This window comes from Microbacterium sp. (assembly GCF_047607465.1).
GTDB lineage: Bacteria > Actinomycetota > Actinomycetes > Actinomycetales > Microbacteriaceae > Microbacterium.
Genome location: NZ_JASGCY010000054.1, coordinates 1 through 25,529, shown reverse-complemented (window position 1 = coordinate 25,529; position 25,529 = coordinate 1). Strand labels below are relative to the sequence as shown.

At 66.9% G+C, this 25,529-nt stretch carries 29 protein-coding genes, 1 tRNA gene and 2 pseudogenes; 15 read left to right on the top strand and 17 right to left on the bottom strand.

Annotation, left to right across the window (positions count from 1 at the left end):
* Positions 1–106: 106 nt before the first annotated feature.
* The 4 genes from QM568_RS07065 to QM568_RS07050 all read right to left on the bottom strand — a co-directional run bounded on the left by QM568_RS07065 (position 107) and on the right by QM568_RS07050 (position 5,496).
* Positions 107–1,639 (bottom strand): MDR family MFS transporter, encoded by a 1,533-nt coding sequence (locus QM568_RS07065; protein ID WP_415137223.1) that lies wholly within the window; start codon positions 1,637–1,639, stop codon positions 107–109.
* Complete coding sequence (locus tag QM568_RS07060; RefSeq protein ID WP_415137275.1) at positions 1,636–3,255, bottom strand: MFS transporter; 1,620 nt, start codon at positions 3,253–3,255, stop codon at positions 1,636–1,638. The genes QM568_RS07065 and QM568_RS07060 overlap by 4 nt, the downstream gene beginning before the upstream one ends.
* Positions 3,182–4,405 (bottom strand): NAD(P)/FAD-dependent oxidoreductase, encoded by a 1,224-nt coding sequence (locus QM568_RS07055; RefSeq protein ID WP_415137221.1) that lies wholly within the window; start codon positions 4,403–4,405, stop codon positions 3,182–3,184. Before QM568_RS07055 ends, QM568_RS07060 begins: the two co-directional genes overlap by 74 nt.
* A gap of 245 nt (positions 4,406–4,650) precedes the next feature.
* Positions 4,651–5,496, bottom strand: coding sequence for an IclR family transcriptional regulator (locus tag QM568_RS07050; RefSeq protein WP_415137219.1), 846 nt, complete (start codon positions 5,494–5,496; stop codon positions 4,651–4,653).
* Positions 5,497–5,714: 218 nt separating this feature from the next.
* Between QM568_RS07050 and QM568_RS07045 the strand changes: the two genes are divergently transcribed.
* Genes QM568_RS07045 through QM568_RS07030 form a run of 4 tightly spaced genes read left to right on the top strand, consistent with a single transcriptional unit; the run spans position 5,715 to position 8,326 of the window.
* Positions 5,715–6,470 carry an SDR family NAD(P)-dependent oxidoreductase gene (locus QM568_RS07045; RefSeq protein WP_415137217.1) on the top strand — a complete coding sequence of 252 codons (756 nt, stop codon included), beginning with the start codon at positions 5,715–5,717 and terminating at the stop codon, positions 6,468–6,470.
* Between the two features lie 4 nt (positions 6,471–6,474).
* A complete protein-coding gene (locus QM568_RS07040) occupies positions 6,475–7,077 on the top strand; it encodes a carboxymuconolactone decarboxylase family protein (RefSeq protein WP_415137215.1) in 603 nt (200 codons plus the stop codon).
* On the top strand, positions 7,074–7,529 hold the full coding sequence (locus tag QM568_RS07035; RefSeq protein ID WP_415137213.1) for an HtaA domain-containing protein: 456 nt from the start codon (positions 7,074–7,076) through the stop codon (positions 7,527–7,529). Before QM568_RS07040 ends, QM568_RS07035 begins: the two co-directional genes overlap by 4 nt.
* A 2-nt stretch (positions 7,530–7,531) precedes the next feature.
* The gene (locus QM568_RS07030) at positions 7,532–8,326 is read left to right on the top strand and encodes a TetR/AcrR family transcriptional regulator (protein WP_415137211.1); all 795 of its coding nucleotides are present in this window, start codon (positions 7,532–7,534) and stop codon (positions 8,324–8,326) included.
* On the opposite strand, the gene QM568_RS07025 is transcribed toward QM568_RS07030, so the two are convergent.
* Positions 8,271–9,674: an MFS transporter gene (locus tag QM568_RS07025; protein ID WP_415137273.1), complete on the bottom strand. Its 1,404-nt coding sequence runs from the start codon at positions 9,672–9,674 to the stop codon at positions 8,271–8,273. The two genes, QM568_RS07030 and QM568_RS07025, sit on opposite strands and share 56 nt — an antisense overlap.
* Before the next feature lie 92 nt (positions 9,675–9,766).
* Between QM568_RS07025 and QM568_RS07020 the strand changes: the two genes are divergently transcribed.
* Positions 9,767–10,366 (top strand): TetR family transcriptional regulator, encoded by a 600-nt coding sequence (locus QM568_RS07020; protein WP_415137209.1) that lies wholly within the window; start codon positions 9,767–9,769, stop codon positions 10,364–10,366.
* 10 nt (positions 10,367–10,376) lie between these two features.
* On the opposite strand, the gene QM568_RS07015 is transcribed toward QM568_RS07020, so the two are convergent.
* Positions 10,377–11,390, bottom strand: a complete 1,014-nt coding sequence (locus QM568_RS07015) for a zinc-dependent alcohol dehydrogenase (RefSeq protein ID WP_415137207.1) — start codon at positions 11,388–11,390, stop codon at positions 10,377–10,379.
* A 33-nt stretch (positions 11,391–11,423) separates the two neighbouring features.
* Positions 11,424–11,984: an isochorismatase family cysteine hydrolase gene (locus QM568_RS07010; protein WP_415137205.1), complete on the bottom strand. Its 561-nt coding sequence runs from the start codon at positions 11,982–11,984 to the stop codon at positions 11,424–11,426.
* Positions 11,985–12,094: 110 nt separating this feature from the next.
* Between QM568_RS07010 and QM568_RS07005 the strand changes: the two genes are divergently transcribed.
* Complete coding sequence (locus QM568_RS07005) at positions 12,095–12,688, top strand: TetR/AcrR family transcriptional regulator (RefSeq protein WP_415137203.1); 594 nt, start codon at positions 12,095–12,097, stop codon at positions 12,686–12,688.
* 86 nt (positions 12,689–12,774) lie between these two features.
* On the opposite strand, the pseudogene QM568_RS07000 reads toward QM568_RS07005, so the two are convergent.
* The 3 genes and pseudogenes from QM568_RS07000 to QM568_RS06990 all read right to left on the bottom strand — a co-directional run.
* Positions 12,775–12,909 (bottom strand): annotated as a pseudogene (locus QM568_RS07000) (IS3 family transposase); the annotation flags it as partial.
* Positions 12,910–13,108: 199 nt separating this feature from the next.
* Positions 13,109–14,358, bottom strand: a pseudogene (locus QM568_RS06995) (ISL3 family transposase).
* A gap of 425 nt (positions 14,359–14,783) precedes the next feature.
* Positions 14,784–15,092 (bottom strand): hypothetical protein, encoded by a 309-nt coding sequence (locus QM568_RS06990; RefSeq protein WP_415137201.1) that lies wholly within the window; start codon positions 15,090–15,092, stop codon positions 14,784–14,786.
* A 92-nt stretch (positions 15,093–15,184) separates the two neighbouring features.
* Between QM568_RS06990 and QM568_RS06985 the strand changes: the two genes are divergently transcribed.
* Positions 15,185–15,565 carry a DUF6907 domain-containing protein gene (locus QM568_RS06985; RefSeq protein WP_415137199.1) on the top strand — a complete coding sequence of 127 codons (381 nt, stop codon included), beginning with the start codon at positions 15,185–15,187 and terminating at the stop codon, positions 15,563–15,565.
* An 82-nt stretch (positions 15,566–15,647) separates the two neighbouring features.
* Here QM568_RS06985 and QM568_RS06980 read toward each other — a convergent pair whose 3' ends face one another.
* Positions 15,648–16,541 (bottom strand): hypothetical protein, encoded by an 894-nt coding sequence (locus QM568_RS06980; RefSeq protein ID WP_415137197.1) that lies wholly within the window; start codon positions 16,539–16,541, stop codon positions 15,648–15,650.
* Between the two features lie 160 nt (positions 16,542–16,701).
* Here QM568_RS06980 and QM568_RS06975 point away from each other — a divergent pair, with 160 nt between their 5' ends.
* Positions 16,702–16,983 carry a helix-turn-helix transcriptional regulator gene (locus tag QM568_RS06975; protein ID WP_415137195.1) on the top strand — a complete coding sequence of 94 codons (282 nt, stop codon included), beginning with the start codon at positions 16,702–16,704 and terminating at the stop codon, positions 16,981–16,983.
* A gap of 41 nt (positions 16,984–17,024) precedes the next feature.
* On the opposite strand, the gene QM568_RS06970 is transcribed toward QM568_RS06975, so the two are convergent.
* Positions 17,025–17,381, bottom strand: coding sequence for a hypothetical protein (locus QM568_RS06970; RefSeq protein WP_415137193.1), 357 nt, complete (start codon positions 17,379–17,381; stop codon positions 17,025–17,027).
* 167 nt (positions 17,382–17,548) lie between these two features.
* Between QM568_RS06970 and QM568_RS06965 the strand changes: the two genes are divergently transcribed.
* From QM568_RS06965 to QM568_RS06935, 7 genes are read left to right on the top strand one after another with little or no spacing between them, the layout of a single operon-like run.
* The gene (locus QM568_RS06965; protein ID WP_415137191.1) at positions 17,549–17,788 is read left to right on the top strand and encodes a hypothetical protein; all 240 of its coding nucleotides are present in this window, start codon (positions 17,549–17,551) and stop codon (positions 17,786–17,788) included.
* A gap of 12 nt (positions 17,789–17,800) precedes the next feature.
* Positions 17,801–18,121, top strand: a complete 321-nt coding sequence (locus tag QM568_RS06960) for a hypothetical protein (RefSeq protein ID WP_415137189.1) — start codon at positions 17,801–17,803, stop codon at positions 18,119–18,121.
* 3 nt (positions 18,122–18,124) lie between these two features.
* Positions 18,125–19,513 carry an FtsK/SpoIIIE domain-containing protein gene (locus tag QM568_RS06955; protein ID WP_415137187.1) on the top strand — a complete coding sequence of 463 codons (1,389 nt, stop codon included), beginning with the start codon at positions 18,125–18,127 and terminating at the stop codon, positions 19,511–19,513.
* Positions 19,510–19,827 carry a hypothetical protein gene (locus QM568_RS06950; RefSeq protein WP_415137185.1) on the top strand — a complete coding sequence of 106 codons (318 nt, stop codon included), beginning with the start codon at positions 19,510–19,512 and terminating at the stop codon, positions 19,825–19,827. The genes QM568_RS06955 and QM568_RS06950 overlap by 4 nt, the downstream gene beginning before the upstream one ends.
* Complete coding sequence (locus QM568_RS06945; protein WP_415137183.1) at positions 19,820–20,008, top strand: hypothetical protein; 189 nt, start codon at positions 19,820–19,822, stop codon at positions 20,006–20,008. Before QM568_RS06950 ends, QM568_RS06945 begins: the two co-directional genes overlap by 8 nt.
* Entirely contained in the window at positions 20,005–20,394 is a 390-nt protein-coding gene (locus tag QM568_RS06940; protein WP_415137181.1) for a hypothetical protein, read from the top strand. The genes QM568_RS06945 and QM568_RS06940 overlap by 4 nt, the downstream gene beginning before the upstream one ends.
* Positions 20,391–21,611: a tyrosine-type recombinase/integrase gene (locus tag QM568_RS06935; RefSeq protein WP_415137179.1), complete on the top strand. Its 1,221-nt coding sequence runs from the start codon at positions 20,391–20,393 to the stop codon at positions 21,609–21,611. The genes QM568_RS06940 and QM568_RS06935 overlap by 4 nt, the downstream gene beginning before the upstream one ends.
* A 36-nt stretch (positions 21,612–21,647) precedes the next feature.
* Here QM568_RS06935 and QM568_RS06930 read toward each other — a convergent pair.
* From QM568_RS06930 to QM568_RS06910, 5 genes are all read right to left on the bottom strand, one after another.
* Positions 21,648–21,736, bottom strand: a tRNA-Ser gene (locus QM568_RS06930).
* A gap of 98 nt (positions 21,737–21,834) precedes the next feature.
* Positions 21,835–22,836, bottom strand: coding sequence for a LacI family DNA-binding transcriptional regulator (locus tag QM568_RS06925; protein ID WP_415137177.1), 1,002 nt, complete (start codon positions 22,834–22,836; stop codon positions 21,835–21,837).
* Positions 22,837–22,887: 51 nt separating this feature from the next.
* The gene (locus QM568_RS06920; protein ID WP_415137175.1) at positions 22,888–23,562 is read right to left on the bottom strand and encodes a hypothetical protein; all 675 of its coding nucleotides are present in this window, start codon (positions 23,560–23,562) and stop codon (positions 22,888–22,890) included.
* Between the two features lie 2 nt (positions 23,563–23,564).
* Positions 23,565–24,458 (bottom strand): carbohydrate ABC transporter permease, encoded by an 894-nt coding sequence (locus QM568_RS06915; protein ID WP_415137173.1) that lies wholly within the window; start codon positions 24,456–24,458, stop codon positions 23,565–23,567.
* Entirely contained in the window at positions 24,455–25,456 is a 1,002-nt protein-coding gene (locus tag QM568_RS06910) for a carbohydrate ABC transporter permease (protein ID WP_415137171.1), read from the bottom strand. Before QM568_RS06910 ends, QM568_RS06915 begins: the two co-directional genes overlap by 4 nt.
* Positions 25,457–25,529 lie beyond the last annotated feature (73 nt).

Genomic DNA, 25,529 nt, shown 5'->3' with positions numbered 1-25,529 from the left:
CTCGCTCCCTTCGACCGTGCGCCTCAGGGTGGGCACGGCATCTTTCTCAGAATAGCAAGCCGCAGTGCTTAGGTTTAGGGAACCTCGGAAACGATCGACCGCTCGCTCAGGCGATCGTCTCAGCCAGCGGTTTCGCCTTCACGAACGAGAGCGCGACGGTCGCGGCGAGCACGATCGGCACCATGAGCAGGTACACGGGCGTCAGAGCGTCGTTGTAGCTGTCGACCACCAGCGTCCGCAGGCCCTCCGGGAGCGCGCGGACGGCCTCGGGGCTCGGCGAGGCGCCGAGAGCGTCGAGGGCATCTGCGGGCAGCCTCTCGGCGAGCAGCGCGGATAGCCCGCCGATGAAGATCGTGCCGACGAGCGACGTCCCGAACATCCCGCCGATCTGCCGGAACAGACTCGAGCCTGCGGTCGCGACGCCGACGATCGCGTGCTCGAAAGAGTTCTGCACGATGAGAATGAGGTTCTGGAAGCAGCTCCCCAGCCCCAACCCGATGAGTGCCACAGAGCCGCCGACCCACAGGAGTGAGCTCTGTGGGGTCAGCAGCGAGAGCCCTCCCATTCCCACCGCGATGAGCAGCGTTCCGATGATCGGATAGAGCTTGTAGCGTCCGGTGCGCGCGACGAGCTGCCCGGTGAGAGTGCCGGAAAGCAGCGTGCCTCCGGACATGGGGATCATCATCAGGCCGGCTTCGGCAGGCGACAGACTGAAGGTCATCTGCAGGAAGGTGGGCAGGTAGGCGATCGTGGCGAACATCTGCATACCGATGCCGACGGAGGCGATGCTGGTGAGCACGAAATTGCGGTCGCGAAACAGCCGCACCGGCATAATGGGGCTCGCCACACGCCCTTCAACGATCGCGAACGCCACAACAGCGGCGACGCCAAGGCCGATCAGTCCCAGAATCATCGGGGAGGTCCAGGGGTATTGGATGCCGCCCCAGATCGTGATGAGGGCGAGCGAGGTCGTCGCGATGGATATGAGCGCCATCCCAGCCACATCGATCCGCACCGCCTCTGTACGGCGAGGACGGGGGATCTTCAACAGCACGAGGACGCCGATCGCCGCGACAGCGCCCAATATCACGTTGATCCAGAACGTCCAGCGCCAGCCTGGCCCCTGCGCAAGGACTCCGCCGACGAAGGGCCCGAGCAAGGATGCCAGTGTGGAGACGGCCATGAGGATGCCGGCGTAGAACCCTCGTCGCCTGGCCGGCAGGATGTCGGCCATCGCCGCAGCAGGCAGCACCGTGAGCCCCCCGCTGCCGATGCCCTGCACGATCCGCCCGGCGATGAGCCACCCCATGTCCGGCGCGAGAGCCCCCATCGTCGAGCCTGCGACGAACGCGGCGATCGACACGATCAACAGGGGTCTGCGGCCGAAGAGGTCGCTGAGCTTGCCGTAGACGGGCATGGTCGGGATCGAGGCGAGCATGTAGGCGGCGATGACCCAGGGCATCTCGTCGAGCCCGTCGAGGTCGGCGACGAGCACCGGCAACGCGGGCGTGAAGACCGTGGTGTTCAACTGCGAGAGCAGGGTGACCAGGCTCAGTGAGACGAACAGCAGGGCAAGGCTCGCGCCGCGCGCCCCTCGATCGCCGGTTGGTTCGGACTTCTTCTCCTCGGCCGCACTCATTCGATCGCCTCCGCCAGTGCGCGCGGGCGGATGAATCCGAGCACCCCCGCCGCGACCAGCGCGACGATCGTCATCAACAGGTAGACCGGCAGCATGGCGTCGGTGAACGCGCCGATCACGACGTCCTGCACGCCGTCGGGCAAGGCGTGCACGACGTCGGGGGCGGGTGAGGTGCCGATGTCGGCCAACTGCCCTTCGGGCAGGCGCTCGACGAGCCGCTCGCTCAGCCCTCTGACGAACATCGCGCCGACGAGCGATGTGCCGAACATCCCGCCGATCTGCCGGAACAGGCTGGTCGCAGCGGTCGCCACTCCGACGATGGCGTGCGGGAAGGCGTTCTGCACGGCGAGGACGATGTTGCCGAAGGAGCTGCCGATGCCGAACCCGACGATGCCGCCTGCCGCGGCGATGACCCAGATGGCGGAGTCGTGCACTGTCGCCGCCATGAGACCGGCGCCTGCGGCGACGATGACGGCGGCGACGATGAGCACGAGCTTGTACCGGCCGGTGCGCGCGACGATCTGACCGCTGGCTGTGGAACCGAGCAGGGTACCGACGGCCATCGGGATCATCACGAGCCCGGCATCCGCAGGGCGCGCGCCCAGTGTCATCTGCGCGAAGGTCGGCAGGTAGCCGAGGAAGGCGAACATCGCCATCGCGAGGCCGATCGCCGCGACGCTCGTGAACACGAAGTCGGCGTCGCGGAACAACGTCAGGGGCAGCACCGGCTGAGCGGCGCGACGCTCGACGAAGGGGAGGGCGATAGCGGCGCCCAGCCCCACGGCGGCGATCCCGACGATCTGCGGCGAGGTCCATTCGTAGGCCGCACCGCCCCAGGTGGTTACGAGTGCGAGGGCGGTGGTGGCGACGGAGATGAGCGCCATCCCTGCGTAGTCGATGCGCACTCGCCCTGAGCGTTCCGGCTTCGGCAGGCGCAGCAGGAAGGCAGTGCTGAGGAGAGCGATCACGCCCAGCGGGACGTTGAGCCAGAAGCCCCATCGCCAGCCGGGTCCCTGCGCGAGCAGGCCCCCGACGAAGGGACCCGCAATGGAGGCTGCGGCGAATACGGTGCTCAGGATTCCGGCGTAGAGTCCGCGCTGACGGGCGGGGACAACGTCGGCCACGGCCGCCTGCGGAAGGATCACGAGGGCACCGCTGCCGGCACCCTGGAGCACCCGGGCGAAGATGAGCCACTCCATGGTGGGGGCGAGCGCACCGGCCAAGGAGCCTGCCGTGAAGATGGCGATTCCGATGACGATCAGAGCCCGTCGGCCGAAGACATCGCTGAGCTTCCCGAAGATCGGCATCGTCGGGATCGAGGCCAGGATGAAGGCGACGATCACCCAGGACATCTGCTCCAGCCCATCGAGCTCGGCGGCGATCACCGGCAGCGCAGGCACGAACAGATGCTGCGACAGCGAGGTCAGCAGCGTGACGAGGCTCAGTGCGGCGAACAGCAGCACGATCCTGGGGCGCGAATGCGTCATCGCACATCCTTCCTCGGCCGTGACGGGACGCGACGCCGAGCCGGCGAGAGCACGCTCAGGCGCGCTGGCGGAGCTGTTCGACGATCTCCTCGGCGGTGCCTCCGGCGGCGAGCAACCGTCGCAAGTGATTGAGCGCGCGCACCCAGTTCACCGTCACCGCGCCGCAGGCGTTCCCCTCTGCATCCGCATGCACGACGGCGACCCTGCCGTCCTCGTCCAGGCTCCCGAGGACGATCGAGGTGCCCTCAGGATCGCGCCAGCCGACCGCGTGCACCTTCCAGTCGTACTGATCCGACCACACGTAGTCGGTGGGCGCGTACGGCGAATCCGTGCCGTTCACGATGGCCTCCGCAAGGTAGCGCGCCTGGTCGCCGGCATTCGTCCAGTGCTCGGCACGGACGAGCGCGCCCCGGCCGGGATGCGGCCAGCGGGCGACATCGCCGAGCGCATAGACATCGTCGACGCCGACCGCGCGCAGGAACCCATCGGTCACAACGCCGTTGTCGACGGTGAGGGAGGAACCGTCCAGCCAGTCGGTGTGCGGCACGGAGCCGATGCCGACGACCACGGCGTCGGCGTGCAGCGTCTCGCCGTCGGCGAGCGTGATCGTCAGATCGCCCTCTGCGCCTTCGATATCGACCACACCGACTCCGAAACGGGTCTGCGCCCCGTTGCGTCGGTGCAGCTCGACGAGGCTTCCCGCGACTTCGGGGCCGACGAGACGCGTCATCGGCTCCGGGATGGGATCGACAACGATGACCTCGCATCCCCGAGAGCATGCTGCAGCCGCGATCTCGGTGCCGATGAAGCCGCCCCCGACCACCACGAGGGAGCCGCCGCGCTCGAGGCGGTCGGCGATCGACTTCGCGTCCTCGAGAGTGCGCAACTGGTACACGCCGGACTCCGGCCGCCACGGCGAAGGGCGGGCCGCAGCCCCGGTCGCGATGACCAGGAGGTCGTAGGCGATCTCCGCCCCATCGGTCAGCCGCACCGTCTTGGCCCCGGTGTCGAGAGAGGTCGCGGCGTTGCCGAGCAGCACATCGACGCCCAGATCGCGCAGCTCCTCCTCGGTCGCGAGCCGCACGCTGCCGGCGAAGTCCTCGGACCATCCGGTCTTCAGCAGGTCCTTCGACAGCGGGGGGCGATCGTATGGCAGCTCCTCCTCGGCACCGATCAGCGTGATCGAACCGTCGAAACCGACGGCGCGCAGACCCTGCGCGGTCTTGGTGCCGGCGAGGGATGCGCCGACGATGACGACGTGACGTCCGGGTGCGTTCAAGATCCGAGTTCCTTACTTCTTCGTCAGGTGCGGCCTTGCGGAACATCAGCACGGTTCCGCAGTCGGTGTGCGGGCCGCTGAGCACATTCACTGAACGGAACAGGCAACCTCTACAACGCAACACCAAGAGTATCCCGCCCCCGATCGCCCACTGTCAACAGGACATCGCTGCGAGGTCGGGGCAGCGCGAATCCACCCCGAGTGGAACGCGGAACGGGCCGGTCCCGAATCCGGCGGGCGTCGACTCAGCGCGACGCGTTCGAGTGGGGGTCCCTCGATCCCCTCAGGTAACCAGACAGGCGCTGCGCGGCATCGCGGACGGTGCCCGCCATCAGGGACGATTTCGCGGCGTTGAAGCGGCCCTCGGGGAGGCTGATCCCGATCGATCCGATCACGCCGGATACCCCGAACACGGGAGCGGCGATCGCGATGGCCCCCTCGATCCGTTCGCCGTGCGTGATCGCGAACCCCTCCTCGCGAACGGTAGCGAGGCGGGCGAGCAGGCTCGGGGCGTCGGTCAGCGTGCGCTCGGTAAGCGGATCGAGGGCTCCGTGGGAGATCTCCTGCTGGATGTCCGCGGGCGCGTACGCGAGGATCGCCAGCCCGCTGGCGCCGGCGTGCAGCGGGAGCCACTGCTGCAGCGGAAGGGTGTAGCGCAGCGGATGCGAGGACTCGATCGCGAGCGTGAACATCATCTGGCGGCGTGGCTCGCTGTACACGCAGAAGAACGCGGACTCGCCGGTCTGCTCCATGAGCTCGCGCAGGGTGTCGGTGGAGACCTCGTGGAGCGGATAACGAGCGGTCGTGGTCCAGGCCAGTCGCAGGAACTCCAGTCCGAGGCGATACGACCCCGTTGGCGTGCGTCCGACCAGTCCGAGCTTCTCGAGGTCGGTGATGAGGCGGTGCACCGTGCTCGGACTCACCTCGAGACGCCCGGCCAGCTCTCGCACGCCGTGCGTCTCCTGCTGGCTGTCCACCATGAGGGTGAGCAGTTCGATCCCCCGCGCCAGCGGCTGCCGACGACGGCTCTCCTCCGTCGTGTCAGCATCCGCTGCGCTCGATGCCTTGCCCATCCTGACCCACTTTCTCACTTGACATTCATGATCGCTGCCGACATTCTTGACATCGCGATGCAACGGAACATCCGTTCCGTTATGCACAACGGTAGTGCACCTGAGTTCGTGCGCGGACAAGCCGTTGTCAGCGAGTCAACCGTCCGGGCGCAGTAGCGTCCCGCGACCGAGAAGAACTGAGGACGGACTGCGATGACTAGGCCGAATGCTAACCGATTCCCACGGCGAGGGCAGCGATGACGGGGGCCGGCCGCGTCGCGGTGGTCACCGGTGGATCGGCGGGGATCGGGTACTCGATCGCCGAACGACTGGTCGGCGACGGCTTCCGCGTCGTCGTGCTCAGCAGCAGCGAGGGCAGCGCTGAGAAGGCCGCAGCGGAGATCTCGGCGAACGGCGGCACCGCCATCGGATACCGCGCTGATGTGAGCGACCGTGCAGCTGTCGACGCAGCACTGGCGTCCGCCCGCGCGGAGCTCGGCCCCATTTCGGTCCTCGTCGCCAACGCAGCCATCGCACCTCAGCGGCCCTTCCTCGAGATGACCCAGGAGGAGTGGGACCGCGCGATCGCGATCAACCTCACCGGGACGTTCAACACCGTGCAGTCCGGTTTGCCGGACCTGGTCGAGGCGGGGTGGGGTCGCGTCGTGCTCATCTCCTCCTCCAGCGCGCAGCGCGGCGCCCCGAGAATGGCGCACTACGCGGCATCGAAGGGCGGGCAGCTCGCGCTCACCAAGGCGCTCGCGGTGGAGTTCGCCAAGCAGGGCATCACCGTGAACACCGTGGTGCCCTCGTCGATCGACACGCCGAGCGTGCAGAAGAAGCGCGCCGCCGGCACGATCCCCTCCGCCGAGGACATGGCGAAGTACATCCCGGTCGGCCGAGTCGGCACCGGCGAGGACATCGCGGCAGCGGTCTCCTACCTCGTGTCCGATGAGGCCTCCTACGTCACCGGCCAGACGCTCAGCGTCAACGGCGGATCCTTCATCGGTTGACGCCATGACCACCACACCACGCGTTCCGCCCCGCCCGACCGACAACTGGGACGAGGAGGTCGACGACGCCTTCTCGGTGCTCGCCGCCCACGCCCCTGCCGGCATGGCCCCTCCGCCCGGCGCGACCTCGCGCCCGCAGTCGAACATCCTCGGCATTTACGCCTGGCATCCGAATTTCATCAAAGGATGGATGCCGTTCTCCAACCATCTGCGCCACTCCACGCTCTCCGACGCCGTGCGGGAGATGGTGATCATCCGCACCACGTGGCTCGGACACGGTGAGTACGAATGGGCCCAGCACGTGCGGATGAGCAGGGCCGGCGGTTATCTCACCGACGCGCAGATCGACGCGCTCTCCGTCGGCCCCGACTCGCCGGTCTGGACGGCCGAAGAGGCGGCGATCGTCCGAGCCGTCGACGGATTCTGCCTCGACAAGCGCATCGACGACGGCACCTGGGCCGAGCTCGGCGCGCAGTTCGACCGTCAGCAGCTCATCGACTTCGTGTTCACGATCGGCACCTACGACATGCACTGCACGGCGTTCAACGCGCTCGGACTGCAGCTCGAGCCGGGCATGACCGGATTCCCACCGGAGCACTCGCCGTGACCAGTGGCGGCGAGTTGCGCTGGGCGGTGAAGGACTCGTTCATCCGGTACGTGCGCGTGATCGCCGCCGGCACCACGCAGCTCGACGACGGTGCGGCTGAAGCGGCGGACGGCGCTTTCACCTGGCCGCTCGCGAGCGCCTCGCGGGATGACGGCCAGCTGGATCTCCGATTCAGCGGCTCGGTGCGCTTCACCGCCCATGGCGGCTATCTCGACGTGGATCTGCGCGATCCGTGGCTGCTGCTCTCGGGCGATTCCGGCTCCCTGAGCATCTCCCCTGCCGGAGGCGACGGCAGGCTCGTGATCGCGACCATGAACCCGTCGGCCGAGGCAGCCGCTGACGATGCGCTCGTCCCGCTCCTCACCGCCGCCGGCGCCGAGCTCTTCGGCAGCGTATACGCGACAGGTACCGCGTTCGCTCCGCTCACGGCCAGCATTCGGCTAAATTCTTAAGGGTGGCTGAATCTTCGACGGAATCGATCGCACGTCCCCGCAGCGGTCCGCGATCGGGCGGCGAGCGCCGCAACGTCCGCGGAGAGGCCACCCGGCGTCGGATCCTGACCGCTGCTGAGCGGATCTTCGCGGAGCACGGCGTCGCCGCCGCGCCGCTTCGAGACATCGGGATCGCCGCAGGGCAGCGTAACCATGCCGCCGTGCAGTACCACTTCGGCGACCGCGACGAACTCGTGCGGGCGCTCATGGAATACCGCGGCGACGAGAGCGAGGCGAGCCGCGCCGACCTGGTGGCCCAGCTGATGCTCGACGATGGCCGCCCTACCGTCCCCGACGTGCTGAACGCGTTCATCTGGCCCCTCGCGATCCACCTTCAGGAGAACAACCACTACCTGGCATTCCTGTCCCGTCTCGTCGTGGAAGAAGGCGGGTACGAAGGCCTCGGTCGTGTGCATGTCCACGCCGGCGCCTCGGTGCTTGCGCTGCGCACCCTCCTCAGCCGACTCGTCCCCGACGTACCGGATGAGGTGCTCGACGAGCGCTGGCAGGTCGCACTCACGAGCGCGGTGCAGACCCTCGCCCGTTATCAGTCCGCACAGCAGAAGCGCGAGCACCTTCCGGTGAAGCTGGAAGTGCTCATCGCCGACCTCATCGCCTTCCTCAGCGCAGGGATCGTCGCACCGATCGCTTCGGGGGATCCACGGAGCTCTCGACGGCCCGCCGAACCCGGCGCATGGGACGTCAGTCGGCAGGAAGGGACGGTCGTCCCTCCACTCCGCCCCTCGGCTGGGGAATGAGCAGCGCCAGCACGGTGCACACGACGGCGGCCGCGAGTCCCAGGATCAAGGCGAGCTGGAAGCCGTCCGCCGTCGGGAGCGAGACTCCGTCGACGTCTACGGCCGACTGCGCCAGCACCGCCGCGATAGCAGCGGCGGCGACGGCCGTGCCGAGCGAGCGCATGAGCGTGTTCAGCCCGTTCGCAGCCCCCGTCTCGGCAGCGGGGACCGCCCTCATGATGAGGGTCGGCATCGCCGCGTAGCCGAGGCCGATGCCGATGCCGACGAAGACGTTGATGACGAGGATCCCCCAGGCCGGCAGCGGAAGGAGCACCGCCGCGAGATAGGTGGCAGCGATGATCGCCGCACCCGCGACGAACAGCGGCTTGGGGCCGCTGCGGCGTTCGATGCGCCCGGCGATCGGCGACATCGCGAGCATGGCAAGGCCCGAGGGCATCAGCATGAGGCTCGCGGGAAGAAGTCCGAGGCCGAACCCGCCGACCTCTTCCGGCAGTTCGAGCAACTGCGGAAAGGCGATGTTGGAGCTGAACAGCGCGAACCCCATTGCGACGGAGGCGAGGTTGGTGAGCAGCACCGGCCCTCGCGCAGAGACGCGCAGATCGACCAGCGGGCTGGGGATGCGAAGCTCGTACCCTCCCCAGACGAGGAGCACGATGACACCGCCGGCGAGCAGGCCGATGGTGGGGATCGAGGTCCATCCCCACTCATTGCCGCGGGAGATGCCGAGCAGCACGCCCGCGAGGCCGACTGCGAGCCCTACCGATCCGACGTAATCGATCCGGCCGGGGTTGCGCAGCGTGGAAACGGGAATGACCAGCAGAACCAGAGCGAAGCAGACCGTCCCGAGCGCTGCGGCCACCCAGAACAGCACGTGCCAGTCGAAGTGCTCGGTGACGAAGGCGGAGAGCGGCAGCCCGAGCGCCCCGCCGACGCCGAGGGTCGCGGAGACGAGGGCGATGGCAGAGCCCAGGCGCTCCTTGTGGAGCGTGTCCCGGAGGATCGAGATGCCGAGCGGGATGACCCCCATGCCGAGGCCCTGCAGACCGCGACCGATGATCAGCGAGGTCACGGTGGTCGAGAGCGCGGCTGTCACCGCACCGGCGACGAGGGCTGCGAGCAGCACGAGTGCGACGCGCCGCTTCCCGAACATGTCGCCGAGGCGACCGGAGATGGGCGTGCAGATGGCCGATACCAACAGGGTGATCGTGACGGCCCAGGCGGTGTCTTCCCGGCTGGCGCCCAGCAGCTCGGGCAGTTCCCCCTGAATCGGGATCAGGATCGTCTGCATGAACGACGCGCTCATGCCCGCGAAGGCGAGAACCGCAGTGACGAGCCCCGGGCTCGGCATCCGGGTCAGATCCCGCGGAGTCATGCCGGAAGCCCCCTCTTGATACTCAGTCTCAGCATTGATTCATGCTATCACTTGGTAGACTCCGACTCATGACAACGACCGTCCGCGAGCGCACCAAGGACCTCATGCGGGCGGAGATCGCCGAGATCGCTGTGCAGGTGTTCGCAGAGCACGGATTCGATCAGACCACGGTCGACGACGCGGCTCGCGAAGCGGGGATCTCGAGGGCGACCTTCTTCCGGTATTTCGGGTCGAAGGAGGAGGCCGTCGTCCTGTCCGTGCAGTCGGGCGGAGTGGATTTCGGCGCACTCCTGCGCGAGCGCTCCCAGGCGCTCGCCGACGCCGCGAGCGCCTGGGAGCTGCTCACAACCGTGTTCGAAGAAGGCATCGCGAGCATCGACGGCGACCCCGTGCGTCTTCGAGCCCGGACGCGCATGATCGTGCAGACGCCCTCCCTGCGCGCCCACCTCACGGAGAAGCGGCGCGCCCAGGAGCAGAGCCTCGTGGCGGCGATCGTCGAGCAGGGAGCCGATGTGCTGTCCGCGCGGGTGCTCGCCGCAACGGCCCTCGCCGCGTACGAGGTCACCTGGCAGGAGTGGGCGTCCGACGACACCGCTGAGCTCAGAGATGTGTTCCGCGAGGTGTTCTCGCGGGTGCCGCTGCTCACCGAGCCGATCACGGATCGGTGAGCAGCGGAGGTCAGAACGTCACGACGACCTTATCGGCGGCGCCAGGAGTCTTCGCGAGCTCGAGCGCGTCGAGGGCGCGGTCGAAGGGGAGGCGGTCGCTGATGATGACGGCGTACTTCTCCCAGTTCTCGACGATGTCGTCGGTGACCTCGAAGATCTCCGTCGGGTAGCCCATCGACCAGACGATCGTGAGCTCTGAAGTGAGGATGCCGCCGAAGTCGAGCTCGACGGGGCGCTTGTGCACGGCCACGATACCGAGGGTCGCGCCCTGCTTGGCGATACCGGCGACGGTCGGCGGGATGCTGGGCGCACCCGCCGCGTCGAGGTAGATGTCGGTACCAGCGCGCGCCCCACGGTTGAACACGGTCGCACCGTCTCCGTGCAGCTCGATCAGGCGGGCCGCGATGTCCTCCTCGGCGGAGTTGATGACGGCATCCGCACCGACCTGCAGCGCCTTCTCCAGTCGGGCAGGAAGGATGTCGACCACGACGATGTGAGAGGCGCCGCGGCGCCGGTAGCCGAGCACGGCGCCGAGGCCGATGGGACCTGCGCCGAAGACGACGACCTTCGCGCCGGGCTGCGGGTTCGTGCGGTTCACGGCGTGGTAGGCGACCGCCATCGGCTCGTTCAGCGCGGCGACCTCCCACGGGACGTCCTTGGGGATGACCTTCAGCTGTCGTCCGAGCTGCGCGTCCTTCACGACCACGTACTCGGAGAGGGCGCCCTGGGCGCCGCCGGAGCCGAGCAGCCCGTCGGTGAAGGCCATCGTGTCGATGACGACGTGGTCGCCGACCTCGATGTCCTGCACACCCGCGCCGACCTCGACGACCTCTGCAGCGGGCTCGTGCCCGAGCGGGGTCGCGCCGATCCGCGGCGGGATGCCGCCGTTGTGGGTGTACATCGCGTCGGAGCCGCAGATGCCGCACGCCTTGATCTTCAGCAGGACATCGGCAGGTCCTGGAACCGGGGTGTCGACCTCGACCCACGCGGTGGTGTCGGGTGCGGTGATGTGTACGGACTTCACGGTTCTCTCCTTGGGGTGTGGGTGGTGGGCGAGTCAGCCGGCGAGCAGCGCAAGGATGTCGTCGGTCGTTCCGGTCTCGCCGAGGATGCGGAACACGCCATCAATCGCACGGTGATGCGAGTCGGGGATGCGGTCGGCGACCGCATCGGTGGCGATAACGACGTTGTAGCCAAGGTCATAGGCGGCCCGAGCGGTGGACTCGACGCCGAAGCTCGTCGCGACGCCGGTCAGCACCACCTGCGTGATGCCCTTCGCCGCGAGCCGATCGTGCACATCCGTTCCCGCGAAGGCGCTCCACGATCCCCTCGTGACGACGAGGTCGCCGGATGCCGGCGGGAGCTCGGGGAGGGACTCGGTGAACTCCGCCGGGATCTCGGGCAGTCGCCCTCCGCGCTCGACGCGGCCGATCGGCGCCTGCGCCGGATCGAACCGGGCGAGCACGACGGGGAGGCCCCGCTGCCGGAACGCGTCAGCGAGACGGGCGGCATTGCCGATCACCCCGTCGACGGGAGGCGTCATCTGCGCGGCGGTGGTGCCCTTCTGCAGGTCGACGACGATCAGCGCTGTCGCCGGGTCGAGGGTCGTGATCGGCATGGTGGAGTCCTTCCTGTGGCCGTCGACATCGGGCTTTCCACATCGACCGGTCTTTCTGACAGAATATCTCATCAGTGTTCACTTAATCAGATGTTGATGAGAAAAAGACCGTGACCAAACGAGGACGAGGGCGGCCGCGAGAGACCACCCACGACGAGATCCGCGACATCGCCCGCGCCCTGTTCTTGCGCCAGGGGTACGCGGCGACCTCGCTGCAGCAGATCGCCGAGGCCGCCGGGATCAGCCGCACCACGCTGTTCCACTACTTCCCGGCCAAGAGCGACCTCATTGCCGACGAGTTCGATGCCAGCTTCACCCGGCTGCGGCAAGCACTCGAGCACAGCGAGGGCAGGCCCGTCGTCGAAGCGATGGCGGAAGGTGTCGCGGCGGCGGTGCGATTCACTCGGCAGGAGCGCGACGCGCTGGTGCTCCGCTGGCGCATCGTGCGCGACGACGACGAGCGCCGCACCGACGTCGCGTTGCGCACCAGGGAGATCATCGATCTGCTCGTCGAGTACGGCCGGGCCCGACTGCCGCACACGGCGCCTGAGAGAGTGACGCACGTTGTCGAGGCATTGATGGCCGTGGTGGTCGCCGTGACAACGCAGTGGGCGTCGCAGGAGGAGCCGACGGCCGACCTGGACGTGCACATGACCGAGCAACTGGCACCGTTCGTCGCCGCGCTGGGGCCGCTGCTGGAGTGAACGCGCGAGTGAGCGCGTGGATCGTTTGTATGGGGCTGAGATCCTTGTCTCGACTGGGGTGAACCGTCCCAGGTTCTTTGCCGCTTCTATGCGGGTTGCGTCTCTCTGGTGAGGGTCGCGTAGTAGGTCGCCTCGTATTCGTCGGGGCTGACCATTCCGGGGCTACCGTGAAGCCTGCGGTGGTTGTACCAGTCGACCCAGCCGGCGGTCGCGTATTCGACGTGATCTCCACCCGCGTTGCCATCGACAGCTCACATCCCATGCCACCACGGTCACCGTTTCGAGGGCATTCTCAGTTGAGGCGCCGAGGGCGTTTCGCGGGCATCTTTAGTGAGTCTCGTCGTTGACTTGATAACTACCGCTGAGTCTAGGTATTGTCCGCCTGTCGAGTTTGCCGGCTCTTCGGACATCCGGTGGGGGTTATGGGGTGAGGCCGCCGGCAGCGAGGAGCATGCGGAGCCGGTAGTTGTGCCGGTTGCGGAACCCTCTGGCGAGGCGGCGGTGGAGTTCGATGATCCCGTTCACGGCTTCGGTGCCGCCGTTGTTCGCGCGGCCGGTGGTGAAGTACGCCAGGAACGCGTCGCGCCAGCGGCGGAGGGTGCGTCCAGGCGCGCGATCTCGGGGATCGGGCAGGAGGAGAACGAGTCGACGACCTTTTCGGCGATCCGCCGCCCCTCGGCGAGGTCTTTCTGGTGGTAGGCGGAGCGCAGCTGCTGGGCGCGCTGCCACGCGACGAACACCTCGTCGTGGGCTTGGTCGGCTTCGATCGCCGCGACCAGCCGCGTCCGCTGTTTCTCGGTGAGGTTCTCCGCTCCGGCGCGGAGGATGGTCTGGATCCCGAACAGCGGGTCCCCTTTGCGTCCGCGGTGCCCGAGGGTGTCCTGCTGGACGCGGCGACGCACCTCGTCGACGGCGGCGGTGCCGAGCTTCACGACATGGAACGCGTCGAGCACGGCGGTGGCGTCTTCGAGCTTGTCATCGATCGCGGTCTTGTAGCCGGCGAACGGATCCAATGCCGCGACCTGCACCCGTCGACGGAACGCGTCGCCGCGCTCGTCGAGCCAGCCCGCGTAGGCTTTCCCGGACCGGCCAGGCACGAGGTCGAGCAGCCTCGCCCGCGTCTTCCCGTGCTCGTCGCGGCTGAGGTCGACCATCCCGGTCAGCTCCTTCGGCCCGCGTTTGCGCGGGTCGACGTGATGCCAGATGTGCTCGTCGACACCGAGGGTGGTGACGTTCTCGAACCGGGACTCGTCGGCCGCGAGTTTCACGAGTTCGGGCTCGACGGCCCGCCACACCGTCTTCCACGACGTACCGAGCTGGCGAGCCAGGCCCTGGATCGTCGCGTGCTCACGGCGCAGCTGCCCAAGCGCCCACGCGATCGCTCGTTTCGTGATCGACCCGCGCGCGGCGACCAGTGTCGGGATCTGCTCCACGAACGCCTTCCGCGGGCACTGCTCGTCGACGCACCGCCACACCCGCTGCCGCCACACGATCCGAACCCGGCCCGCGCCGGGCACATCGTGAAGAACGCGTCTTCGACGGCCGCGACCGACAGCGACCACGCCGCACGAAGGGCATCCGGTCGGCGCCGCCGGGCTCGAGACCGTGACGACCAGCAGGCCGTCACAACGGTCGACATCCTCGACATGGACGCCATCAAGGCCGAGCAGAAGGTCGCAGCGGGAACACGGGCAGAAGGCAGAGCGCGCGTCAGCGCACCCCGAAGTAGGGTGAAACACGTCGAGGTCCTCGGAGTCGATCAGGCAGTAAGCACTTCTGATCCTCGGGGACCTCGACCCCTACCCGCCAACCATCACCCGGCGCGCCCCACCCCCACCGAATGTCCGAAGACCCCCTTAAGTTCCCGGACGATAGGCAGGTCGCCCTCGATAGCAGCGAGACCAAGGTCGTGACGAGCTGCTTCCGACAACCCCTGGAGCGCTTGTGCATAGTCGAGAGAATATCGACGGGCAGACGCGACCCGAAACACCTTATCCTCGCCGATTTGTTCATTCATTCGACCCATGAACCGATCCGTAGATTCACGAAAATAGTTTGTTGCTTCGATTACTTCGCGCGTGCCAACAATTGAGACTCAAGCCTCGACTCGTGGAAACTTTTCATATACTTTGATCCCGGCCTGGAGCGCTTTGGCAGCAGCCTTATCAGCCTTCTTTGATTCGCCGCCCTTCGGTGCATTTCGAGCAAACGTCTGCATGTGCTCGTATAGAGCAAAGGCCATGTCGAGTGCCTCAAAGTAAACTTGCCTTCTCAGCTCACGAACTGACCGATGCACGTCGTTACGCCGGGCAAGCAACGCCGAGAGAGCCGCACCAGCACCCACGCCGACCAGGCCCACGAGTGGAACGACGAGAGGTGCCAGCGCAGATGCGAGTGCGTCCATGTGCACATCATAGGAAGAACCGAATGCCTTGACGCCCGCTACGCTCCCCGCTCCCGTTTCCCATTGGGGGAGACAGAGAGAACGGATCGAGCATGGAGCAGGGGAACAACGACCAGCAGGACTCCAACAGAGACGACTGCCCACCTTGGTGCGTTGCTGACCACGGAGCACAGGATCATGTCGATGACCGATGGCACGAGAGCGAGGGAGACTGCGTGCCGGTTGTCGAGCTACGCATCGTCTCCGGCAGTGGAATGCTTCACCATCTCGTTGTTGCTGAGGAGTTCGATGTTCGTCTTGAGCAGAGGGTCGGCCAGGTTGAGGTGTTCATTCTGTTCGGCATTGGCGACGACCGTGAGCGGAACTTCCGGCTAAGCCTGGAGAGCACCAGGCGGATTGTGGGCGCGCTGGAGCGAATGCTGCGACTGGAAGCAGCGGGCGGCGGAATGAGGATGAACAGAGGCGACTGCTGAGTCGAGGCGTTTCGTTACACAAGAAAACCTCGCCCGGCACGGACGGGTGTCCGCGCCGGGCGAGGTTTTGTTGAGGTTGCGATCAGACGGTGGTTCGGGTGCGGCGGTAGAGCAGGACGCCGAGGGTCACCAGTAGCGCCCCAGCTCCTCCGAGCATCCAGACGGAGCCGTCGTTGAGCCCTGTGGCGGCGAGCGTGTCAACAGCCGTCGGCTCGACAACCGTCAGGTTCAGGAAGACCGAGCCCGACGTAGCCCCACGAATCTCGATCTGGTGAGCATCGATGACGGTGTCTGTCGGGATGGTGACGGTTTGGCTGACGGTGCCGTCTGCCGATGTAGTGCCACTGTGCAGCAGAACGGGCGTGGAGTGAAGCCAGATTTCGATGCTCTCGTTCGCTTCGAAGCCAGCTGCCGTCACCGTGAGGGTGCCATTCGGCGCGACGATGCCGGGTGAAACAGTGCCGCTCAGGGCCGAGCCCGACTCAGATGGTGTTGGCGTCGGAGTGGGCTCAACAGGCTCCTCGCAGGATGGCACCGTGAGGGTGCCGCCATCGATCGTGGCGGTCTCGTTGGTGTCGAGGTTCACGACGACATAGGAGTACTGGTAGGTCCCGGGCAGGAGTTGCACCATGGCATCTCCTGGAGTCGGGCCACCGTCGATGGAGACGTCATTGATCTGTTCACCGTCAGCGGTGTCGTAGTTGAAGTTGATCGCCACGGTAGGAAGCTCAACGTATCCACAGACCGGCTCGAGGGTGAGGGTGGAGGCGGGAGTCCAACCAGATTCGAGCTCGGCAGACTGCTCATCCTGCTCAAGCGTCGAATCCTGAGCAAGCGCGACACTTCCGCCGCCGAAGATCAGGCCGAAGGTGAGCAGTATCGCCGTGACTGTCGCTCCCTGGCGACCCAGCGATCGTCGGTGCCGTCGCCTTCGACTGGCATGTCTTGGTTTCGTGGCGTCAGGCTGATGGGACATAGAACCCCCTCGGGTGTCGGGTTGGTGCGCACTACCGAGCCGCTCAGGAGACTCAGCAGGTTGCCAGCAGGTGCAAAGCAAGCCTGAAGATAGATCAGACATGCTTCATTATGCATAAATTATCTTCACGCGGGCAAGCGGCAGCGTTCAGCGTGGATGTATGGCCAAGCGCGTACCACCCCCAGAGTGGGCACCGTACGTACGCGAGCTTGGGCTAGCGCTTCATCGTCAACGGGTGGCTGCGGGCTTGAGCCAAGAGCAGCTGGCTGCTGCTGCGGGCATCACCAGGGCAACGTATGCCCAGCTGGAGAAGGGGCTGTCACGGCCCGACGTGGCTGCGAACCCGTCGCTCTACACACTTGTGGCACTGAGCAATGTGCTGCATGTGGAGGTGACGGAGTTGATTCCGAGGGGTGCGCCGGATGTGTCGGCGTGGCGGTGAGGGGCTGCGCAAGCCACCTCCGCCATCGCAGTAGTTCCGGATCAGGAAGGGTTCGCGGCGTCGCGGCGTAGCGGGTTGTGTCGCCAGCGGTAGGGGGTGTTGTGGCTGACCTTGAGGAGGTTGGCAACTTGACGCTGTGTGCGTCCGTACCGCTCCATCGCAAGCTCTCCTGCCAACTGCCGGGAGTGCTCTGCCGCCGGGAACGCCTCGCCCAGGTACTGAAGAAGGTCATCGATTGAGAGTTGCCCACGCCGGGCCTGCGCAGCTGCGCGAGCGTATCCAGCTGCTGCCACGTCCAGCAGCTCGGCGAGGTCAGCCGGAGTCTGCACGTCCTGTAGGGCGAAGGTCGAGCGATCGGGATGCGACTCGTAAGGGTTGGGCAAGGTCTTGGGCGACATCCGACCAGGATACCTGGCATCTAGCCAACTTTCCTAGCGTGCAATGCCGAAACATAGAGCCTTACCCTGACTTCTTGCCAACATACCTTGCATAATGCCGCCGGTGAGTCTAGCCTGATCTTGCAATGCTTGTTGGCATATGCATCGATCAACGCAAGGAGACACAGATGAAACACGAAGACGCTGCGGCGCTGGTGCTGGCTGACCGGTCGCACCCCGCCGTGCTGGCGAAGCCCTGGGCGGCTGCGAACACGCGCGACGAGTTCCGCCTCGGAGTCGAGGACTACGCCGAGGCAAATATGCGCGAGCTCGCGCGCTGGTTCCGCAAGGTGCTCGGTGGGCGCTGGGTGACGGCTCCGTACGTGCTGGCCGTCCTTCGCCTCGTCGCGAAGACGTGGAAGCCGTAAGGGGGTCGGGTCATGCTCGCTATCAGCGATCACGAGGACATCCGGCTCATCAGCGTCGGCCCCAAGCTGGCCGACCGGCTCACAGGCGAGCAGAAGGTGCGCGACGGCGTGCCGCTCTGGTCGTGTGTCGCACTCCACCAGCCCGACGACGGATCGAAGCCGCAGCTTCGCACCGTCACCGTGGCGTCACCACAGGAGCCGACGTTCACGCCCATGCAGGCGAAGTTCCGCGATCTTCAGGTGGACTTCTACCAGGTGGCCGGCAACGACGGTTCTGCGCCCTCGGCAGGGCTGTGGTTCAGAGCAGCGGGCATCGTCGAGTTGAAGGCGTAACCGATGGTCACCGCGATTCTCGGAAGGGCCGCCCGCTGGTCGTGGGCGGCCCTCGTCACCGTGGCGTGGCTCGTTGTGCTCGGCATCGCGTCTGCGTTGCCTGGTCGTAGCGGTGCAGTCGGCTTCTGGCTCGTCGTCTTTGTGGCGGCTGCTTTGGCTCTCGCCGCGATCTGGCTGCCGATGCTGCGCACCTATGCGCCGGTGTGGGCTGACGTGCAGAGATACCGGCGTCGCCGCAGCCGGTGGCTTCGCCGCTGGAACGGCTACTGCTTCGCGCGAGATCTCGGCATCGTCGCGAAGCTGCCCAACGAGGTCGAGAGCGTGGCCTTCCAGCGCAAGCGTCGGCGGTGGCTGCCAGCGGTCGAGTTCGTGAAGACGAAGACCTCTGCTCGCCTCACCGTCGAGCAGCAGACCGCTTCGGCAACGGACGATGACATTCTGAAGCGCGCTCATGCGGCGGCAGGTCGCATCGGGATGCCTCCCGACCATGTGACCGTGAAGCGCCCGACGCCCGGCCGCGTTGTCGTCCGCTGGGATGCTTCGGCGGCGGTCGATCCGCTGGCAACGGGTCGCGTGAACGGCTGGCAGGTTCAAGTTCCCGGTGGTGTTCCTGTGCTCGGGCGCGAGTCGAGCGGGCGCGACTTCGTGCTTGACGTGCCCGGTGACCCGTTTCATCTGGCTTGTCAGGGCGCCAGCCGCAGCGGGAAGAGCGTGGCCATGATGGGGCTGCTCGGCGGCTACGCTTCGGCATCCCGTCGGGGCGATGCGATCGTCGGTGGCATCGATCCGACCGGCCTCCTGCTCGCGCCGTGGGCTGAGCATCCGGGGGCCGAGTTCCGGGCGCTCGGTCTAACCGACCTCGACGCGATCACGTCGGCGCTGTCGGCGGCGGTCGCCGAGATGGATCGACGGGTGGCCTGGCTCATGTCCCAGGGCCGCGACAAGGTGACGACGCCCGGCGACTTCGGCGCGCTGTTCTTCGTTCTCGAAGAGTATCCGGGCCTCGTCGCCGCGCTCGGCTCAGCCGATACCCCGCTGAAACCGGCCGAGCGTCGCCTGCCGGTTGTGAAAGCCGGCATTCAGAGATTGATCCAGGAAGGCGCAAAGGCCGGCGTGCGCGTGCTCCTGCTCGCCCAGCGCATGGATGCCTCGATTATCGGGGGTTCCGAGCGGTCGAACATCGGCACTCGGATCAGCCTCCGCGTGGACAACCGCGACGCCGTGACGATGCTGCACCCGGACGCGGATCAGGAGACGGTCGAGCGCATCCGGGGATTCGCGCCGGGATACGCCTACGTCGAGCGCCCGGCCGAAGCCCCGCAAATCGTCAGATTCGACGCGGTTGACTACGGCGAGTATCGCCGGGTCGTGATGAGCGGGGCCGAACGATGAACATCGAGGCGCTGAACCTGAGAATAGCCCGCGTTGAGAAGGCGGCAATCGTGCGCAGCTTGACGGGCCAGTACCGGCAAGAACACGACGACGAGCTGCGTGCCCTGTACGCCCTTCGGCGGGCGATCTGGCCGACGGCGACACCGGAAACGGATGGCCTCACCGATCGGCAGCGCGACGGCTTCGCCTGCGTCGTGTGCGGTGTCGAGCCGATGGTGTCGAGGCCGGTCGGCTTCGGAGCGCACGGCCAACTATTTGCCTGCGCGGAGGATCACGCCGCGCTTCTGCTCGGAGAAGGAGAGAACGATGATTGACGAGACCGAGGGCCGCATGTTCCTCTCTGAGCGTGAGGCGGCACGCATCCTTCGCGTGCATCCTGCAACGCTCGGGAGGCTCGTGAAGGCGGGGAATCCGCCCGTGGAACCCGTGCTGATCGGCACGCGCCGCGTGTACAGCGCTGTTGCTGTACGTGAGCTGGCGGGGCTGAAAGCATGAGCGCAGACGACCCCATTGCTGAGGGTTGGCATGATTCGTTCGGGTGTGACGACGCTGTTCCGGCTGAAGCGGCGCAGCTACGGGTAGCGGTCGGCTTCGATACGGGAGCGTCCTACTGGCGTTCCTGGGTGGTCGCGTCCTCAGACGACTCGGTGCCGCCACGGATGCCGCTTCCGGAACGAAGCGACTTTGTCGTGGATGTTCGACTCTTCCGCTATCACGATCACGTCGAATGCCTGGTCGATGTCGTCCGGTCATCGGAGAGCAGCCTCGCCACAGAACAGATCGGAATCACGCAGACTGACGCGAGCAGCTGGATGCGCTTGCTCATCCCTGCGCCGACTTTGCCGGAAGGGGACGAGCACGCCGAGGGCGATGCGCGATGAGCATCGAGCGGCGCGAACTCGCCTCGGGCGTGCGGTGGCGTGTGCGCCTGCACGTCGGCGGGCAGGTCGTCGCGGATCGGACGTTCACAACGCGTCGAGCGGCCGAGGCGTACGAGCGGCGCGAGAAGGAGGCGCTGAGCAACGGCGGGTTCGTCTCGCCGCAGCGTTCACGTGTGGCGCTCTCCGATGTGGCAGCCGAGTTCCTGGACGCTCGCGCTGGCCAGGTTGTCGCGCACACGCTGCGCACTGACCGCGACAACCTGGCCGCGCTCCCGCCGAAGTTCTCTGCTCGCTCCATCGGATCGATCACCGAGGCGGACGTGCTCGCACTGCTGACCGACCTGCTCGACGGGCGCGCGCACTCGACCGTGGCGCGGATCAAGACGACACTGAGCGCACTCTTCACCTGGGCGGTGCGAGAGCGATGGGTGAGCAAGAACCCCGTTCGCGGCGTGCGTATGCCGTCAGGTCTGAGCGAGGCCGTGGACATGGTGCCGCTGACGAGTTCTGTGCTCGCGCTGATCTTGCAGGCGCAGCGGGAGAAGTCGCCCCGCGATGCGTTGGTCACCGAGTTCCTGAGCCTCACCGGTCTGCGATGGGGCGAGCTTCGCGCCCTGCAAGTGGCCGACCTTCAGGAAGTGCCGATGCCCGCGCTTCGGGTGCTTCGCAGCCACTCGGACAACTTCGCACAGAAGGCACCGAAGACGGCGCGCGGGCGGCGAATCGTGCCGCTCGTTGATCGCGCTTTGGAGATTGCGCGTGCGTGGGCGTCGGGCAAGGGGCCGGATAACTACCTGGCGACGAGCGCGACAGGTCTGCAACTCCGTGGGACGTACTTCCGTCGCGCGCTGGATTGGACGACGACAGCGCGGGGGTTCACGATCCATGCCCTGCGGCACCACGCGGCGTCGACGTGGCTCCGGCAGGGCATCCCGATCAATCACGTTGCCGCCTGGCTGGGCGATGATCCGCGTACGGTGCTGAAGGTCTACGCGCACGTGCTCGGCGAAGAGCAAGACCGCGAGGCGCTGCGCCGCCTCAACTCACTCCCCTCCCACTCCCCTGCCGGGGTTCCTGGGAATGACGACCGAGGGGAGGGAGGCGGCGAAGAGCCTGGAAAAACAGGCTCTGACCAGGGAAAATTTGGCGGAGACGGAGGGAGCCGTCGGCCGCTTCGCGGCCTCCTCCCAAATCCCACTCTGCCCAGGATGCAGTGAGGGACCCCCGCTTCGCGGGAGTCCCTCACTGCATCGCGGAGACGGAGGGATTTGAACCCTCGGTCCCCGTGAGGGGACTCCACCTTAGCAGGGTGGTGCACTAGGCCTGACTATGCGACGTCTCCAGGCACCCTGACCCGCAGGCCCGGATGCACTCTGCCAGTGTAACCGGTTCTCATGGACCGTCACGAATCGAGCGTGCGAGCGACGCGGAGAGCCCGGCTCAGCGCCCCGACGACTCCCGCACGACGAGCTCCGGCTGGAACCGCACGCGCCGGTCATGCTCGACCCCGTCGAGCTCCTTGAGGAGCAGGTCGACTCCTGTCCAGCCGAGCAGGCGAGCCGGCTGGCGCACCGAGCTGAGCGGCACGACGGTGGCGGAGGCGAAGTCGATGTCGTCGTAGCCGACCATCGCGATGTCCCCGGGCACGCGCACCGCCGAGCCGAAGCTGAAGGCCTGCAGCAGCCCGACGGCGAGCAGATCGTTCGCCGCGAAGACCGCATCCGGCCGCGACGCCGCCGCACGCGCGACGATCTCCTCACCGGCGGCACGCCCCTGCAGCACGGTCAGCGATGGCCGCTCGATGACCTCGAGCTCGGCTCCCGCCACCGCGTCCACGGCCGCCTGCGCGCCCGTCAGACGATCGGCGACCTGCTGCACCGAACGCGGGCCGCAGACGTACGCGATGCGCCGCCGCCCCGAGGAGAGCAGGTGCTCGACCGCGAGCCGCCCTCCCTCGACGTCGTCGACCGACACCGACGGCAGCAGACCCTGCTCGACCTCGCGGTCGACGAGGATCACCGGCATCCCGCCCGCTGCGAACCGATGCACGGCCTCGAGATCATCGGATGCCGGAGTCAGCAGCACCCCGTTCACCCGCTGCTCCTGGAACAGCTCCAGGTGCGACTCCTGTCGTTGGTCCTGCTCGTCGCTATTGCCGAGCAGGACGGTCATGCCGGCATCCGCTGCCCTGTCCTGCGCGCCGCGGGCGACCTCCGCGAAGAAGGGGTTACCGATGTCGGGGATCACGAGACCGATGCTGCGGCTGCGCCCGGCACGCAGTTGCCTGGCGGCGTCGTTGCGCACGAAACCGAGCTCCTGGATGACGCGCTGCACACGTTCGGCGGTGCGCGCCGACACCCGCTCCGGCTGATTGAGCACGTTGGACACCGTGCCGACCGAGACGCCGGCGGCGGCCGCAACGTCTTTCACCCCCACAGCCATCGCGCACCCCTGTTCCGAAACCGCACCAATACTCTCACCGCGCGGGCAGTCCTACCTGATGCGACGCTCAGGGACCCGGCGCGCAGGGACCGCGACCACGGCGAGCGCGGCGCATCCGAGCCCCGCGATGACGAGCGGGACGAGCATCCAGGTCACGACGCCGACGAACACCGCTGTGGCCGCGAGGTACAGAGCGCCGACCACGTCGGACGAGGCGATCCTCGGCACAGCCCTGATGGCCGCACGCCATCCGCGTTCCGGCTCCCACTCCCCCGCCGCGATCAGCAGGGCGACGGCCAGGACGAGCAGCCCGCCCCAGCCGACGACGGCGATGACCTGACCTCCGGGGAGCTCCCCCGTGTTCGCAAGCACGATGTCGACCGCGAGCGCCGCCGCGATCAGCGCGACCGGAACGCCCACGCCGAGCGAGCGGATGAGCCCCGCGCGCACATCGACCCAGAAGAACGCCGCCCGGGAGTCCTCGGCTGAGACGAAACGCCTCAGGTGCCGGATGCCGGCAGCGAGAGCGATCGGGAGGGTGACCACAGGCAGGGCCACGAGAGCCATCAGCAGCCCCGTGGTGAGCACCTCTCCGAAGAGCCCGAAAGTCGCCGCAGCCCCGGGGTGGGGACCAGGCTCGGCGCCGTCGAGCGTCGGTCCGGCTCCCGAGCGCGCCTCGCGCACGGCCGCTCGCGCCGCCCGCCGCTCGCCGCTGAAGACCGACATCGTCAGCCCTTCAGCCCCTGGGTGGCGACGCCGTCGACGAGGAACCGTTGGAACACGATGAAGAACAGCAGCACCGGGATCAATGCCACGAACGATGCGGTGACGGTGGCGCCGTAGTCGGCGCCGCCGGAGGATGCGTCGTTGTACAGTCGCAGCGCGATCGGAAGCGGGTAGTTCTCCGGGCTCGTCAGGTACAGCAGCGGCCCGAGGAAGTCGTTCCACTCCCAGATGAACGCGAAGATCGCGCACGTGATCAGGGCGGGCTTGATCAACGGGAGGATGATCGACCAGAAGATCCGCAGGTGCCCCGCGCCATCGATGCGGGCCGCCTCGTCCATGTCGCGCGGCATCTGCCGGATGAACTGCACGAGCAGGAACACGAAGAAGGCGCTCGTCGCGAGGAACTTCGGCAGGATCAGCGGGATGAACGTATTGATCCAGCCGAGCTTGTTGAAGATGATGTACTGCGGGATGATCACGACGTGGAACGGCAGCAGCAGCGTGCCGATCATCGCGGCGAAGAAGATCCCCAGGCCCTTGAACTGCACGCGGGCGAAGGCGTAGGCCGCGAGCGCCGATGAGAGCACCGTGCCGACGACGGCTGCCACCGCCAGGATGAACGAGTTCAGGAAGAACCGCCACATCGGCACACCAGCGATCCCCTCCATGACCTTCGCATAGTTGTCGAAGGTCGGGGCGTTCGGGATCAGACCGGGGTTCTGGCCGAACTCGGAGTTCGGTTTGAACGTCGACAGGAACAGCCACACCAGCGGATACAGCACCACCGCGGTGAGCGCGAGCAGGCAGACGAACCACACCACGCTCTGCCAGGTCTTGCGCGAGATCCGCTTGCGGGGAGCGGGCGCGCCGGTGGTGATCAGTGCGGTGGAGGTCATCGGTCGTCTCCCGAGTAGTGCACCCAGGAGCGCTGGGTGCGGAAGAGGATGGCGGCGATGATCGCGACGACGACGAGCAGCACCCAGGCGATCGCTGCGGCGTAGCCCATCTGGCCGTCGGAGAATCCCCGCTTGTATAGGTAAACAGTGATGAAGTTCGTCATACCCGCAGGCCCACCCGTGCCGTTCGAGATCACATAGGCCGAGGTGAACACCTGGAACGCTCCGATCAGCCCGAGCAGCAGGTTGAAGAACATCACCGGCGACAGCATCGGCACGGTGACGGCCTGGAAACGCCGCCACGCGTTCGCACCGTCCATCTCGGCGGCCTCATACAGCTCCTTCGGGATCTGCTTGAGACCCGCGAGGAAGATCACCATCGTCGACCCGAACTGCCACACATGCAACAAGATCATCATCGGCAGGATCATCGCCGGGTCGCCGATCCACCCCCCCAGGTCGATGCCGAAGAGCTGCAGTCCGGAGTCGACGGGACCGTCGGAGGAGAACATCGCCCGCCAGACGATCGCGACGCTCACCGAGCCACCGATCAGCGACGGCGCGTAGAAGGCGGAGCGGAAGAAGCCGGCGCCCTTGTCACGGTAGTTCAGCAGCATCGCCACGCCGAGAGCCGCAGCCAGCGTGATCGGGGTGCCGACGAAGACGTAGACGAGGGTGATCTCGGAGGACTGGATGAAATTCTGGTCCTTCGTGAACATCCGGATGTAATTGTCCAGACCGATCCATTTCGGCGGCTGGAAGATGTTGTACTTCGTGAACGACAGGTACAGCGAATACACCATCGGCAGGGCCGTCAGACCGAAGAAGCCGATCAGCCAGGGGGTGAGGAACGCGTAGCCAGCCGCGGTCTCCTTGCGGCTCCTGGCCCGCTGCCCCGGTCGGGTGAATGTCTTCTCGGGGCGGCGTTCGCCGCCCAGCTGCCGCGCCCGGCTCGACGGCTTCTCGGTGACGATGGTTCTCGTCTCGGTCGCGCTCATGGCAGCTCCTTCCGATGTTCGGGTGGTGGGCCGGGCACGGGGTGCGGCCCCCCCACGGGGGAACTTGTTGATG